Here is a 14,905-nt window from a genome sequence, read left to right on the forward strand (position 1 = left end):
ACAAAGTATGTAAATAGAAATTAACGGGGGTCATGACCCCAGTTAATTTTTATTAATCTTTAAATTTACATAGTGATGAAAAAAGAAGACCTATTAATCGATGAGTTCTTAAAACAGTTCAAGAAAGGAGCTGAGCTGAATGATTTTTTAAAGCAAATTCAAAAGCGAGGGATAGAAAAGATGCTCGAAGGAGAGTTGGATGATCACGTTGGGTATGATAAAAACCAGCCCACAACACATACTAATTCTCGAAATGGATATTCCAAGAAAAAGATTCGTGCCTCCTTTGGAGAATCTCAAATTCAAGTGCCCAGAGATCGAGATGCTTCCTTTAATCCAATGATTGTTCCTAAACGGGAGAATATGGTTGACGGGATAGAAAATATCATTGTATCACTCTATGCCAAGGGGATGCATCAGACTTATTCTTCGAATGTCGATTATGCCGTGGGAAATCACGCCTGAAACGTGAAGCACATAAACCAATTCGATAAGGACATTTTTACTGTCAGTCCAGAATATTTCTTTAGAACTTTCCTGCTTTTGCATAATCACATCAGGTCTTTGTCGGGATTGATTTTTGTCAGCAGATAGGTGTACAATAATTCGTTAGAGATAATACGGCAACTTTATAATCAAAAAAGTAGAAAATGCTGGGTCAAACTCAAATACAATGCTGTTCAGCCCATCGTGATAACCTATACCTCGCTTAAAATAGTATCGTCCTAATCCGTTCGTCCCAATCGATAATACCTATAGAAATCAGAATTACAGATATGCTCAATGTATTTCCATTTCAAATTTTCAATTTTGTCGAAAAATAACCGTAATACATCTTTCATCTGCTAACTGGGCAAGTCGTTTCAATGCGATAAACCTTGTTATAATGAATCAACTTACCAAGAATTTGTGGTTTAATAGTTCGGAAAAATGGTATTTCTTCCTCATCATCACTTTTAAAACCTGTTTTAACAATATCCTTTTTGTCAAAAAATAACAGGTCTTGTAGATACAATATCATTTCATGAGCCTCGTTGATCAGCCTTTTGCTTTGAGATTGAATCTTCCTTATTGTGTATCTCTAAAATAATAGTGTGTAATGAGTGTTCCATAGTTAATATTTTTTCTGAGAACACCCTAAAATTTTATTGTCAGCATCCTCAATTAGATTACTAACTTTAATTTTACAAATGAAAATATCCCCCAAGTTGGGGGATCCTTGAGGAATATTTATAAATATTTTGCCCCACCCTGAAATAACGATATGTTTTAATCCATTGTAGGCATCTATCTTGTAATTACAATGATCATTAAGCCCTTCCCCACGAATTTAAAACCAGCATAAACTTATTTAAAGCTTTTTCATACGTATTGATATTGGACTTATAGGTGCTATTTATTTTTTATATTCTTGTAATAATGAAAAATACTAAAACTGTCCAAATTGTTCAGTGTATGATCAAGTATATCTTATTTATAGCATTATTCGGTGTATCAAAAAGCGAGGCAGAACTTGTTTCTCTGACATTTAGGAATGATAGTCTGGATCTAGTCTATACTGATAAATCTGTTGTCAAAACAGTATTTTTTCAAGTAAAACACAAACGGAAAGGTTCTCTTGAGATTTTATCGGTAAATAAAAATATCCAAATTCTGCCTTTTCTTCCATTTCTGTATAGCAAAGTTGATTTTAACAGAACGCGAATTGGTTTCACAACCAATGGAGAATTGGATGAAAAAGGGCGCAGATTAGCAGAAATATGGCTAAAAAACAATACGCTTGAGCATAAAGAAGAATACACCTATTCTGAAGATGGAAGGGAAAGGATAAAGCAGGATTACCATATGCCGGGAACGCAAAAATCAACCAAAACAACAGGAAGATATGATGCAAATAATAACCTGATATTTAAGCAATGTATAGAATATTCAGGCAATCCGTTGGACATTGAAACATATGAGTACAAATACGATTCCGAAAAAAATTGGACAGAAAGAAAAAGCTACCGTCAATCGGTAGATAATGGTATAATTGGAGATCGGATATTAGTAAATATTGAGATTAGAGAAATCACGTATTATTCCGAGACGAATAAACCACGGCAGTTTCAATTACCACAATTTCCGGAAAAAGCACAAGAGATCAGAACTGTGATCCCGCAACTGGCCAAAATAAAACAAGAGCGGATAAATGCTTCCTACGAGGCCGTGGAAAGCGGTAATTTTGAAAGGGAGATTGTACTAAAAGAAGCCGCTGCCATTGATGATTTTACACCTGCATTCTGGAAACGTGTAAAAGTTGATTATGGAAATTTAGATTCAGATCCGGATGAAGAAGCTGTAGCGGTATATGAAACGTCTATCTTGGCAGATCTCGGCTATAAACACAGCTTGGCCGTTTATAAAAAAATAGACAACGGCTGGAGACTTTGGCACCAGACTACCTCGCCAGTTTTATCAACGCAAGCCGGTGGAATGATGGGCAACCCTTTTTACGGAATAGCCATTGAACGGAAATGTATTGTAATCAACCATTTTGGAGGCAGCAGGCAAAAATGGAACTACACCCACCGTTACCGCTTTCAGAATAACAACTGGTATGTAATAGGCGCCACCATAAACTTTGGTGCCCCTTGTGATTATTTCAAGACACTGGACTATAATCTAGTCACGGGCGATATCCTTGCGGACCATACCACTGAAAGCTGTGATGAAGATGGCTTTGCCGATGCAACAAAACGTGAAGAAAAATTAAAAATAAAAAATCCACTCCAACTTATGGATGATTTCACGCCTGGCGAAAATGAAATTAAAATAGGGGGAGAGTTTTGGTATTACTGATGAATAAATCTGAATAGGCACTCCAATAAAATATTAGTTCCAGTAGATGAGATGGTGCTTTCAATACCTTCCTGCGAAAAAAAAGATGGGAATATTCTGGTGGATTAAAGGTTACACACAAACAATATAGCTGACATGGAGAAAGAAAAGAATCACCATAAAAGAACAAACAGATCAAAAATGTTGAAAAAAATAACTGTCATAATAGTCATTCTAATCGTTTTATTAGTAACCGCATGGACCTATATAAATCGAGATGGTTCTGCATGGCGTTATATCAATCGAGGTACTACTGAAGAGATTGGAGATGTTATTGCTGAGCATGTCTCTGAATTATATGTAAACATAGCCGATCATGCGATCATGAAAAAAGGTAAATTATTGAATGAAAAATATAAAATTGAATATCAGAAATTGCCTGACACCTTATACACCTTAGAGTATGGCGAATACCTGTATCCTCTTTTTTATGAAGACCATAAAAAGGATGAAGAAAACAATTGGTTCTCTCCAATAGATGAACATGATTTGGAAGTATTTAACAAAAATCTAGACTCCATGGTAGATATCAAGAATATGAAATATATGGTCCAATATTTAAATTTGGTTGCAAAAAAAGCGGTAAGTCCCCCAGTATACGATTGTTCAGGTTGCATATTTACGGATATTGATATGTTTAATACCTATTACAGAGATGAATTTTCGAGTTATGGGATGACCCAACTACCGCTTGTTCTAAAAGAAAAAATCATTGAGTTTTATAATTCTAACGAGGGACAACGTTTTCGATATGTAGAAAAGGGAAATCAGTCAAGCTCAGATTTGATATGGAGCGGTAATTTGACTGGGAATGAAAAAACCGATTATGCCATTCTCTTTAAGGATGGTGACAATGAGCTGGAAGATAATTATCTTTTGGTAGTCTTTGCAGGAAGTAATACTGGTTATTATATAGTGTATAGTGAAAAGTTTTATGATAAAGTAATTTTAGAAGCTCTAAAAACCAATGTGGATGTCAAGGAATATTACAGACAAATTTATATGAATGCTGATGATTTTGTAGAAACGGCCAATGATGGGATTGTACTCAAACAAATGAATGAAGTTGATAGGGTTTTGGTCTATAATAAAGAATTTGATAAAATGGTAAACTACCACCTACGACCTTCTGTTGACATTGAAAAGGAAGAGAGAGATAAGCATGAAGAAAATGATGTAAATGAAGAGGGACATGAGCATGAAGAGGGGGATGAGTATGAAGAGGGCTATGAGTATTGATATTGCCAGTGAGCGATTGTTTTAATGGAGATATGAAACGCATCAACATACGAAAATGGTAATCTAAAAGTAAAATGGTCCGATATAGAGAAGGAAACCGAGTATGTGAAATTTGAAAAATAAATTAGTCGATCTGGTTAAAAGTAAAAAACGAAAAGGATAGAGACAAATTATGAAGCCGTATTATAGGAATCTGTCGATAGCCATAATAATCGCCTTTGCATGTTGTCTTGCGAAAACAGGCAAGAGAGAAAAACATGGAAACATTCTGAAGGTTTTTCGGTTGGGGACATACTGATTTTTAACGCTAAAGATCTTTCCTTAAAAAAATGATATGATCATACTAAAAGGCACTGCAGTTGCTGTTATTGAACGGTTTCAAAAAAGATATTTCATCGATAATTCAATGTTTATAAGGAGTCTGGAGGATAGTAGCCTAGGAAGGTATTGCAAGAAATAATCATTTATAGATAATAGTAAAATACGTCTGAAACCAATTCTGAAAATCTGAAAAATGAAAAGACCAATTGTAATACTTTTTATGGATATACATTATTTGGGCAAGAAAAGTTTATGGACAACAATGACTTCATATGGTTTATAGATCTGGACAATGATCCCGAACCACACATGTATTTGAAATTAGAAATTTAAAATCGATGGGATCATTGTGAAAAATTTTAAAATTTATTTACCTCTTATGTTATTCTTTGCATTGTTGAGTTGCAAAGAAAAATCAAAATTGCCTTCAACTAATCCGCCCAAACAGGAAAAAATTACAATAATTGAATGGTCAAATTATGGAGGAGATTTAGGATTTGCTCAAACACTTACCATAACGAAAGATAGTATAACGCATTCAGAATTTCTTGCAGCAGATAATAACAACATTACGGTAAATAAATACAAAAACACAAATGAGAATTGGGAATACCTTATAAACTCGTTCAAATGGAGTGATTTTAAAAAAATAAAAAGTGGAGAAAGTGTTCAAGAAGTAGATGGAACCGACCAAAAAATTCACATAAAAACTAATACAACTTCGGATTCAATAATTAATGGTCACGAGGACAAATTAAATTACTCTAAAATCTCAACGTTTATTAAACTATTGGATAAAATAATAGATGAAAACAAAAAATCCACGGCTAACAAGGACTTCGGTTGAGTGCAATTTTAAAGAGTAAAAAATGAAAAGTATATCAATATGGATAGCCTTGATACTATCGGCTTCTTGTCAGACAAATTCTAAAGTCCTTGAAAAAAATAATACAAATGATCTGATAGAAGATCTCTTAAAAAGAAACTTAAAATGAAAAAATGCATTTATTTAATCCTCATTGTTTTCAATTTAAACGCAACTGCCCAAACATTAAAAGACTGTTCAACCTGTTTAGTACAAATAATGCAACCAGAACAAATCGAAAACTTAAGCATTGATGAAATTCAGTATTTGGCAAATGATTTGATTGCAAGAAAAGGCTACAATTTTAAACGAGGTGACATTGATTTTTATTATTCTCAAAACGTAACTGATTTATTACCTCAAAGGAAAACTACAAGAAATACGACTCCAACACAAACAGTAGTGCTGCTGATGTGTTTCATGTGATGCGGTAACACATGCTTAATGGTCTTTAAAAAGTAATTTGCTTGGAGAAACAACAGGTAGGATTACATTTCTCATATTTGTTTTTGACAGACGCTCAAAAATGATTCCTCTGGCAGTTGAAAAACTTATCCCTGTTAAAGTTGATATAAATAGGCCATTAAAAACAGGTCCATAGTAAATCTGAAAGTGGCCCAATGACGAGCGAAATAATTGGCCAGCATCACCGAAATAGACATTTTCAGGCAATTCTTGAAATTTTAAACTATATTTGAGATGTTGTGCAACAGGCACACTAGCTATAAGTAATTGCTTGTTCTCGCCTACTTCTGAAAATCCATGAGGATTTTCAGTTTGGTGTGTTCTTGCAAAGTTTTGTGCTAACCCACGCAACTACTCATAGCCGAGAATGATAGCTACAAGCCTGAAAATATGATAAAATTAAATACTTTTATTTGGAAGATATTTTGGATTTTACTTATAGTTTTAAGTGCTTATTATCTTTATAGTGCAATAAACTATCGTTTTTTTAACGAAGGTTTAGGGCCGACATTTTGGAATAAACAATTTTGGTTTGTTTCTCATTTAATAACTGCAGTACTTCCATTAATTCTTGGCCCTTTTCAATTTTGGGTTTGGTTTCGTAATCGTTATATCAAATTACATAGATTGTTAGGGAAGTTATATATTATGGGATGTTTATTGGGAGGTCTAACAGCAATTTATCTAGGGATAACTCAACCCTATGACGGCTCAATAATTCCAACCTTGCTGCTAGCGACTCTCTGGTTGTTTATGACTTCAGCTGCATGGTTAACTGTTAAACAAAAAAATATTCTAGCCCATCGACTATTCATGATTCGAAGTTATACTCTAACACTTGCCTTTGTATTCCTCCGTATTTTATCTGACTTAGTTTACGAGCATAATTTTTTAGCTTTTATTGACAATCAGGATGTTCGAGATGCAACATATGAATGGATGAGTTGGGTAATTCCGATATTGGTTGTGGAATTATATATTTCATGGATTCCGTCTATTAAGAAAAATAAGCGAAAAATAACCAGCAGCTAACATTGACTATAATTCATAACTTCTTACTTTCCTCTCGGAAAGTCCTCGCAAATTTGCTATCTTCGGTTTACGGCGGAAAATCCTCATGGATAATTTCACAATGAAATCATGGCTAGACTTTTGGTATTTATTGCTCATACGAAATAGAATTTTCATCAAAAAAGACTTTCTAAATGTCCAAATACATATTTGAAGTAGATAAAATTTGCAACTATCTACAACCACTTGCCAAACAACTTCATAACTTGTACCATTGGAATGCAAAAATTGACAGACTCCAAGAACTGTCTGTATTCACAATAGAGCAGATTGATGAAATATCAACATTGTACCCTTATGAAAAGGAATTAAGAATCAAAAAGGCTATTAATGCCAAACTTAATGAATCTTACCAATTGACGGATAAACAATATTTTTATGATTTGTGCTTATGGATAATTAAAGATTGGGGCCGTATACTAACTAGTAATGATCAAAGTACGATCAAACTAATTGATGATTTTTTGGCTACTGACAAACCATCTTTTAATAGAATAGCCAGTTCTTCAAAAGTGGGGTCATTTATGCGACCTACGGAATACATGATTTATGACTCACGAGTTGCCTATTCACTCAATTGGATACTTTTATCTGAAACATCAACAAATATCTTTTTCCCCATACCCGAAGGACGAAATTCAAAAATGATGGCTTTTGACATGAATGTTCTCATAAGACTTAAAAACATAGAGCATTTCAAAAGTCAGACAACTGATGAACGGGATAATAGAATGTATATTAGCAGAAAAGATAAGCAATTTTATATCCCCGAAAAAGAGGCATATTTTGAACTTAACGGATTAATCAGACAGGTTAATAATTATCTTTGGTTTGACGACCAAGAGAAAAAAGAGAACCTTTTTTACACAGAAATGTTATTGTTTTCAATTGCTGACAAATTGATTTTCGATGACATAACTAACCGTGTTAAAATAAAAATATAACGAAATGCCATCACCCTACATAAGTAATTGCTGATAATGCGATGTTGAAGGCTTTAGTTTTTATTTGTAGCCAGTAAATCCTCAGGATTTACTAGGGAGTAAAACGTAATTTTATAATATTTAGGTCAGCTATAAATTTGTATCCGTCCGGCTAACCCCATCTTTTTCTGTATGGTATAAGACTTTAGTTTAGCGGTCAAAATTTATTGAAATGACCAGAACAAAAAATGTCCTAAAAATGCGAGATTTAGTAGCCCAATACCACAGTAGTGATCAATCTGAGGAACAATTTGCTAAAGGACATGGAGTGAGTAAAAGTAAATTGGGATATTGGATTCGTATGTTAGAAGAAGAATCCCACTCAAAGCCCATCTCGAATTTCGTAACTCTTACTCCAAATCAGAAAGCCATCACGCCTTAAGCTGATAAGATGTTCATCCGGTTCTCGGGTATTGAAATTGAAATTCCGCTATCATGATTGCCTTAAGTAGTGTACTTACCTTTGAATTGTATCTACCACCCACGGATATGCGCAAGAGTTTTGATAGTTTGCGCGGATTGATTCTTCAGGAATTGGGACAAAGTCCCAGTGATGGTACTGTTTATATTTTCATCAATAAAGCCCGCAATAAGATCAAACTGCTCCACTGGCAATCCGGTGGCTTTGTCTTGTATTACAAACGTCTGGAATCGGGAAATTTTGAGGTTCCCCAATACCATCAGGTTATCGGGGGCTCACCCTGAATTACACCCAATTGGTGATGCTTTTGGATGGGGTATCCATAACCAACATAACCCGTAAAAAACGTTAAAAAAAGCAGGGTAAATCTTGGTGTAATTGGCCTTAAGGTTGTATTTTCGCCCTGCGATTACCCATCAGGAATTAGAGAAAGAAAATCAGGAACTGCGACAAATCAATGAAACTATTCAAAGGGAAATTGCTGCGTTAAAACTACAGCTTTCACAGGTTTACAAACTCATTAATGGGTTTAAATCGGAACGCTTTTCTCCAGAAGTACTCGAGCATCAATTATCCTTGTTTGCTCCACAGGAAACAACACCTAAGGAAACAGCTTCTAAAGAGACCATCACCTATACCCAGGAGAAGCAAAAACATCCCGGACGTCACGCCTTACCGGAACACTTACCAGTATCCGAAATCATCATCGAGCCTGAGCAGGATACTCCCGGACTGAAAAAGATCGGTGAAGAAATCACCGAGACCTTGGAATACTCTCCGGCGAGTTTGATAAAAAAGCGCACCATACGTCCCAAGTATGCAAAAAAGGAGGGTGAGGGAGTTTTAATTGCACAATTGCCTTCCAGACCTTTAGAAAAATCCATTGCCGAGGCGAGTTTATTGGCCCATATTCTGGTGAGCAAGTTTGTGGATCATTTACCTTTTTACCGCCAAATACAACGTTTCCATCGTGATTTTGGTTGGGAACCGGCCTCCAGCACCCTTTCCGATTGGATGAGCGGATGCTGCGAACTCCTGGAACCACTCTACAATGCATTAAAGCAAAAAATCTTAGCATCAGGGTACATTCAGGCCGATGAATCGCCGATTAAAGTATTGGATAGTGATAAAAAAGGCAGTACACATCAAGGTTACCAGTGGGTTTATCACGATCCCACCGGAAAGCTCGTGCTTTTTGATTACCGAAAGGGTCGTGGGCAGCATGGCCCTAAAGAACTTCTTCAGGGCTATCAGGGCTATCTGCAATGTGATGGCTATACGGTCTATGATAAAATCGGAGCAGATCCGGCCATTACCACGGCAGGATGTCTGGTGCATGCGCGTAGAATATTTAACGACGCACTGGATAATGACAAGGCACGATCAGAAAAGGCGTTAAGGTTTATCAGTACTATGTATCAGCAGGAACGCATTCTTAAGGAAACAGCGGGGGAAGACTTTGAAATGCGCAAAATGCTACGGTTGCAAAAAATACAACCTCATGTTCAGGAATTAAAAACCTGGATAGAGACAGAACAGTACAGCATACTGCCAAAAAGTGCTATTGGTAAAGCCATGAGCTATTTCTTAAATCAATACCCAAAGTTCGAGACCATTTTTGAGGACGGAAGAATTGAACTGGATAATAATCGCATTGAGAATGCCATAAGACCCATGGCTCTAGGACGTAAAAACTACTTATTTGCCGGCTCTCATAAAGCAGCCCAAAATGCAGCCATGATATACTCTTTTCTTGTAAGTTGTAAAATGCAAGGAGTGAACCCTCAAATATGGTTACAACATACCCTTGAAAAGCTACCGGATTACAATATCCAAAAGCTTGATGAATTGCTCCCAGGATATCAGGCTTCATAGGTGTAGTTGCTCGGACGGATACACTCAAATCACAATTTTAAAAGAATTACGTAAAACCTTAATTAATGAGGTAGTAACAGGCAAGGTAAAAGTAACAGCATAATTTCATAAAGTTTTACTTAAATGTAAAATAAGTTACTTTATTACAAATGCCAATCTCTTATTGCAAAAAAAAGAGTTATTTTGCAATAAGGATTTTTTTAATGCAAATAATAGTTCTATTTTGCATTAGTATTGTTTGTAATGTAAATAAAAACAGAAAAAAAATGAAGTCATTTAAATCTGGTACATATATAAGTCAAGGTACATACAAAAGCTTTCAGCCCAACCTTATAAACAAGCAATGGTTGTTAGACGATATGGAAATTATAGATCTTCTCTCTAAAGCCGATAGGCATTTAGGGCGTTTAGATATGTATAGCGAATATATTCCAGATGTAGACTTGTTTATTAGTATGCACGTACTTAAAGAGGCTACACAAAGTAGTAAAATAGAGGGTACACAAACCAATATGGAAGAGGCGCTTTTAGATAAAGAAGATGTTAGTCACGAAAAAAGAGACGATTGGGAAGAAGTGCAAAACTATATAGAGGCAATGCAAAAAGCTATTAGTATGCTTAAAGAAATCCCTTTTTCAAGCAGATTAATAAGGCAAACCCATAAAATTTTATTACAAGGGGTTAGAGGTGAACACAAATTACCTGGAGAGTTTCGTAGCAGTCAAAATTGGATAGGTGGCGCGTCTATAAACGATGCAACTTTTATTCCGCCAACACACAGTAGTATAGCAGAATTAATGAGCGATTTAGAAAAGTTTACGCATAACCAAGAAATATACTTTCCTGATCTCTTAAAAATAGGAATTATCCATTATCAGTTTGAAACCATACATCCTTTTTTAGATGGTAACGGTCGTGTTGGGCGTTTGTTAATAACGCTTTATTTGGTCAATAATGAAATCCTAAAAAAACCAATTCTTTATTTATCAGATTTTTTTGAACGAAACAAAACTTTGTATTACGACAACTTAATGCGCGTACGTACACACCACGATATTAAACAATGGTTAAAATTCTTTTTAGTAGGTGTTATTGAAACGGCTAAAAAAGGAGTAAATACGTTTGATGAAATTTTAAAATTAAAAACTAATGTAGAACTTAATGTTCAAACACTTGGCTCAAGAGCTAATAATGCTCAAAAAATCGTGCAATATTTATTTAAACACCCAATGATTGAGGTAGATAAGGTAGTCGAAATAACAGAGGTGTCAAAGCGAACAGCATATAACTTAATAGATGATTTGGAGCAATTGGAAATTATCAAAGAAATCACAGGTGGTAAACGTAGCAAATTATATGTTTTTGATGCTTATTTAAAATTATTTAGATAATGGATGAACTAATATTACAAGATAAATACTTAATGAGCTTCTTCACCAATCCTAACAATGGTTTAGGGTATAAAGAAGTAAAAGCAAATACAGCTTACAAAATGAATGCCAATATTCTTAATTTGACTTTACTCTCGACTGATTTCAAAATAAGAGAGGAAATTAAAAACGATATAGTTGAATTGGGAAAATACGGACATAGCGAGAGAATACTAAAAAGGAAATAACTGTTGCCAACACCGTATAAAAATAATGCGTAAGTTTATTCCTTAATTTAAAGGTAGTACGCCTTTGGTATCTCTGATTTTCCTGCGGAAAATCCTCGGACGCAAAACCGCACTATTCTTATACAAACCGTTGTAAGCAAGCTGAAATATGACCATAGTATTTTTAGACTCAAACATTTATAGACAATTAGGACAAAAGTTTCTTGAAAATCAGGATTTCAAGAGACTAAAGGACTTCTTGGATAGTACTTACAATGACTTTGGAGTTTTAAATGTAGTCCAAAAAGAAATTCTAGACTTCTATAAAAAAGATATTTACAATAAATTATTACAGGATTATTCTAGATTAAAATCACAAATTGAAAAAAATTCACTAATTCAAATCGAAAAATTACAAGACATTGAAAAAGAAATTGATGAAGGATATAAGTTAGCTGAAAAACAATTTGACGTTCACAAATTAAGAATTGGTGCCGAAAGTTATTCATCAGCTGAGCTCTTGGAATTTCTTTTGCTGAATAAACGCGTAAATGTACGGAAAGACAATACTAGAGATTTTCTTATTGCAAAAGATTTAATTGATTTTGCAAATGGCAATAAAGAATCTCAAATAATTCTGATTTCCGATGATGACTTTTTTACCACACATATACACGTCCAAGAAAAAATAAAAAAAAAGAAAATTGAGAATTTACACTTTTTCAAAAGTATATCTGATTTTCTAAAAGAATTTGGACCAATATTCGACTTTGTAAACGAAGAATTAGTTTTAAAATCTATAAAAATAGACCTCATAAAAGACGAGTTACTTAAAGATATAAAATGCTTTCCTGGATACGTTAGTGGTTTTTATAGTGATAAAGAATACGAGGATATCCCAGAAATTGAGACTTTAGAAATTAAGGATTTAGAAATTCACGATTACTATGTTATAAAAAACATTTCACGAGACACTTACACAATTCAAATTAGTCTTGCAGTACCAATAGTCGCAACATACGAACAGGAAACTAAAATAGAAGAGTTAGAAAAATTTAGAAAAAATCCTGTGTATAAATATCGAGATAATTATCCCGAATCATTTGACAATCAAAATAGAATTATTTTTGACCATAAAGTGTTGTTTCTCTTTGAGGGTGTTGTAAACACTAAATCGGAAACTATAGAAAATATCAATTTTATAGATTTTTTCCCTGACCATTTTATATGGCAAGAGGAAATGAAGAAAATAAAAGAACAAAGAAAGTCAATTCCAACATCACAATTGTGTATTGATGGCAATGAACACATTTTTGATGAAAATATGGGATTTTATCATATTTCAAAATTTGGGCCTGGCTTGTCCTGGCATTACAGATGTAAAAAGTGCGGAATGATTTATGACTCAGGAGATTTTTTAGATTAAAGCCAGCATACAACATTGTATAAAAAAATAGCGGTTTAATCGCTAAAACAAAATGAAATAATAATAAAAAAGGTCTGTATTTAACCGAAAAGTACGTGCGTAAAAATCCGCTACTATTCTTATACGAGACCGTTGTGCAAAATTATGATCAGTCTGGAAATAAGGCTACATAATTTTAATTATTATGTGCAAAAATGACAAAGTAATTAGACGCTATAAGGAATCGTTTAAATTGAAAATTTTAGACGAACTTACCACTGGAAAACTTAATAAAAACCAATTAGGCAAACTCTACGGAATAATTAAAATTTGAAAAAGAATTTAACGTGAAATACTTAGTTAATCTTATATACCTCAGGAAAATAGTAGAAATGAAATTAAAATAAAGGAAAAAAGAATTTTAATTGAATCAAATTTCACAATGGGAATTTATTCAATTTTGCATCTTCAAGGAAAATATAGGATAAACAACATTCATTTCGCCTTAACAAAAATAAGAGCTAAATTCAAGGCCCAATGACTCCGAAATAACTGGCCCAGCATCACCGAATTAGACACATAAATTATATGCTTCCGGTTAAAAGTCAAACCTTGTACTTAACCGAAAGTTAAGTGTGTCGGAATTGCCTACGTCCCATATACTAACATTGTGGGTAATATAAAAAGTATCTAGAATACGGAAACCCGTAAAGTTTTTAGTCAAAAACGTGTTTAATTTGATAGTTACGAATTTTTGAACTGAATGAAAAAACAATTTTTTTTTGGGAGTTTTTTGACTTTGATTGGTGGTGGATTGATTTACGTAATGTTCAGAACTTCAACACTCAAAATGTTTGGTTGGTTCGAAACTATTGGTTTGGACAGACTAACAAATGTAATTCGAAAATTGACTTTTAAATTTGCAGTAGAACTTCCCGATTGGATTCTTTTTTCTCTTCCCGATGGACTTTGGATTTTTTCTTATGTAAGCTTAATGTTGGCTATTTGGCAAAATTCAGTTTCACCTAAAAATACCTTGTGGATTTTATTAATACCAATTCTGGTAATAGGCAGTGAAATTGGGCAACTATTTGGATTTGTCATTGGAACGTTCGACTTTGCAGATTTACTTCTTTACATTTTTGGAATGATTTTACCATTCATATTTTTCACTAAAACCATTAACTTAAAATTTCAAACTAAATGGATAATAATCTAAGACACTTGATTTCAGCCTCCACTTTAGCATTTTTTACATTTATAGCTTTTGGCAGTATGAATGAAGACAAATCGGAAAAATCAAATGAACCAACAGATTCTGAAAGAATTCAAGCTGACGAAAGCTTAACTCAAGACGAAAAAGATAGCCTTTTATTTATTGAAAGACAAAAAGAAATCAGAATAAGGGAAAACCAAACTGTTTCAGCAAAAGATTTATATTATACATATCAACAAAATGAAGTAAGTGCAGATAACAACTTTAAGGATAAATGGTTCTATGTTGAAGGTATAGTTGAAGATATTAAAAAAGATATAATGGACGACATTTATGTAACTCTAAAAACTGGCGAAGCCATAGGAAGTGTGCAATGTTTCGTTGATGATGCAGATGTTGCTTCTAAATTGCAAAAAGGACAAAAAATTACAGTTTATGGTAAATGTAGCGGATTAATGATTAACGTTTTGATGATAGATTGTAAAGTAGTTGAGAATTTTTCAGATTTAGAATTTAAATAAAACTTATCACCAAAATATTTTTATTTGAGTATCAGTAGGAAGGAAA

Annotated in this window: 17 protein-coding genes and 1 pseudogene; 15 read left to right on the plus strand and 3 right to left on the minus strand. The window is 33.8% G+C overall.

All coding sequences use genetic code 11. The features are described 5' to 3' along the window. Positions 1-75: 75 nt before the first annotated feature. Positions 76-414 (plus strand): annotated as a pseudogene (locus PT603_RS03505) (transposase); the annotation flags it as partial. On the opposite strand, the gene PT603_RS03510 reads toward PT603_RS03505, so the two are convergent. Further along, positions 394-549: an RteC domain-containing protein gene (locus tag PT603_RS03510; protein WP_238531028.1), complete on the minus strand. Its 156-nt coding sequence runs from the start codon at positions 547-549 to the stop codon at positions 394-396. The pseudogene PT603_RS03505 and the gene PT603_RS03510 overlap by 21 nt on opposite strands. 289 nt (positions 550-838) lie before the next feature. Further along, positions 839-1,021 carry an RteC domain-containing protein gene (locus PT603_RS13740; RefSeq protein ID WP_008239981.1) on the minus strand — a complete coding sequence of 61 codons (183 nt, stop codon included), beginning with the start codon at positions 1,019-1,021 and terminating at the stop codon, positions 839-841. A gap of 434 nt (positions 1,022-1,455) precedes the next feature. On the opposite strand from PT603_RS13740, the gene PT603_RS03515 reads away from it, so the two are divergent. From PT603_RS03515 to PT603_RS03530, 4 genes are all read left to right on the plus strand, one after another. After that, entirely contained in the window at positions 1,456-2,841 is a 1,386-nt protein-coding gene (locus PT603_RS03515; protein WP_008239982.1) for a hypothetical protein, read from the plus strand. A gap of 180 nt (positions 2,842-3,021) precedes the next feature. Then, positions 3,022-4,119, plus strand: a complete 1,098-nt coding sequence (locus tag PT603_RS03520) for a hypothetical protein (protein WP_155805646.1) — start codon at positions 3,022-3,024, stop codon at positions 4,117-4,119. A gap of 670 nt (positions 4,120-4,789) precedes the next feature. After that, positions 4,790-5,287, plus strand: coding sequence for a hypothetical protein (locus tag PT603_RS03525; RefSeq protein WP_155805648.1), 498 nt, complete (start codon positions 4,790-4,792; stop codon positions 5,285-5,287). 144 nt (positions 5,288-5,431) lie between these two features. Then, positions 5,432-5,731 (plus strand): YARHG domain-containing protein, encoded by a 300-nt coding sequence (locus tag PT603_RS03530; RefSeq protein WP_008239985.1) that lies wholly within the window; start codon positions 5,432-5,434, stop codon positions 5,729-5,731. A gap of 15 nt (positions 5,732-5,746) precedes the next feature. Here PT603_RS03530 and PT603_RS03535 read toward each other — a convergent pair whose 3' ends face one another. Continuing rightward, entirely contained in the window at positions 5,747-6,121 is a 375-nt protein-coding gene (locus tag PT603_RS03535) for a hypothetical protein (RefSeq protein ID WP_008239986.1), read from the minus strand. 39 nt (positions 6,122-6,160) lie between these two features. Here PT603_RS03535 and PT603_RS03540 point away from each other — a divergent pair, with 39 nt between their 5' ends. The 10 genes from PT603_RS03540 to PT603_RS03580 all read left to right on the plus strand — a co-directional run bounded on the left by PT603_RS03540 (position 6,161) and on the right by PT603_RS03580 (position 14,859). Then, positions 6,161-6,802, plus strand: a complete 642-nt coding sequence (locus PT603_RS03540; RefSeq protein WP_008239987.1) for a DUF2306 domain-containing protein — start codon at positions 6,161-6,163, stop codon at positions 6,800-6,802. 173 nt (positions 6,803-6,975) lie between these two features. After that, positions 6,976-7,785: a hypothetical protein gene (locus tag PT603_RS03545; RefSeq protein ID WP_008239988.1), complete on the plus strand. Its 810-nt coding sequence runs from the start codon at positions 6,976-6,978 to the stop codon at positions 7,783-7,785. Positions 7,786-7,996: 211 nt separating this feature from the next. Continuing rightward, a complete protein-coding gene (gene tnpA / locus PT603_RS03550) occupies positions 7,997-8,206 on the plus strand; it encodes an IS66 family insertion sequence element accessory protein TnpA (protein WP_040488743.1) in 210 nt (69 codons plus the stop codon). 53 nt (positions 8,207-8,259) lie between these two features. Next, positions 8,260-8,529: an IS66 family insertion sequence element accessory protein TnpB gene (gene tnpB / locus PT603_RS13745; RefSeq protein ID WP_008239996.1), complete on the plus strand. Its 270-nt coding sequence runs from the start codon at positions 8,260-8,262 to the stop codon at positions 8,527-8,529. A 94-nt stretch (positions 8,530-8,623) separates the two neighbouring features. Next, a complete protein-coding gene (gene tnpC, locus PT603_RS03555) occupies positions 8,624-10,120 on the plus strand; it encodes an IS66 family transposase (protein ID WP_008239997.1) in 1,497 nt (498 codons plus the stop codon). Between the two features lie 266 nt (positions 10,121-10,386). Continuing rightward, on the plus strand, positions 10,387-11,511 hold the full coding sequence (locus PT603_RS03560) for a Fic family protein (protein WP_008239998.1): 1,125 nt from the start codon (positions 10,387-10,389) through the stop codon (positions 11,509-11,511). Beyond that, positions 11,511-11,738 (plus strand): hypothetical protein, encoded by a 228-nt coding sequence (locus PT603_RS03565; RefSeq protein ID WP_008239999.1) that lies wholly within the window; start codon positions 11,511-11,513, stop codon positions 11,736-11,738. Before PT603_RS03560 ends, PT603_RS03565 begins: the two co-directional genes overlap by 1 nt. Positions 11,739-11,886: 148 nt before the next feature. After that, positions 11,887-13,143, plus strand: coding sequence for a PIN domain-containing protein (locus PT603_RS03570; protein ID WP_008240000.1), 1,257 nt, complete (start codon positions 11,887-11,889; stop codon positions 13,141-13,143). Between the two features lie 742 nt (positions 13,144-13,885). After that, positions 13,886-14,341 carry a hypothetical protein gene (locus tag PT603_RS03575; RefSeq protein ID WP_008240004.1) on the plus strand — a complete coding sequence of 152 codons (456 nt, stop codon included), beginning with the start codon at positions 13,886-13,888 and terminating at the stop codon, positions 14,339-14,341. Next, positions 14,326-14,859: an OB-fold protein gene (locus PT603_RS03580; protein ID WP_008240005.1), complete on the plus strand. Its 534-nt coding sequence runs from the start codon at positions 14,326-14,328 to the stop codon at positions 14,857-14,859. The genes PT603_RS03575 and PT603_RS03580 overlap by 16 nt, the downstream gene beginning before the upstream one ends. Positions 14,860-14,905: the final 46 nt, after the last annotated feature.

Source organism: Imtechella halotolerans (assembly GCF_028743515.2).
Lineage (GTDB): Bacteria > Bacteroidota > Bacteroidia > Flavobacteriales > Flavobacteriaceae > Imtechella > Imtechella halotolerans.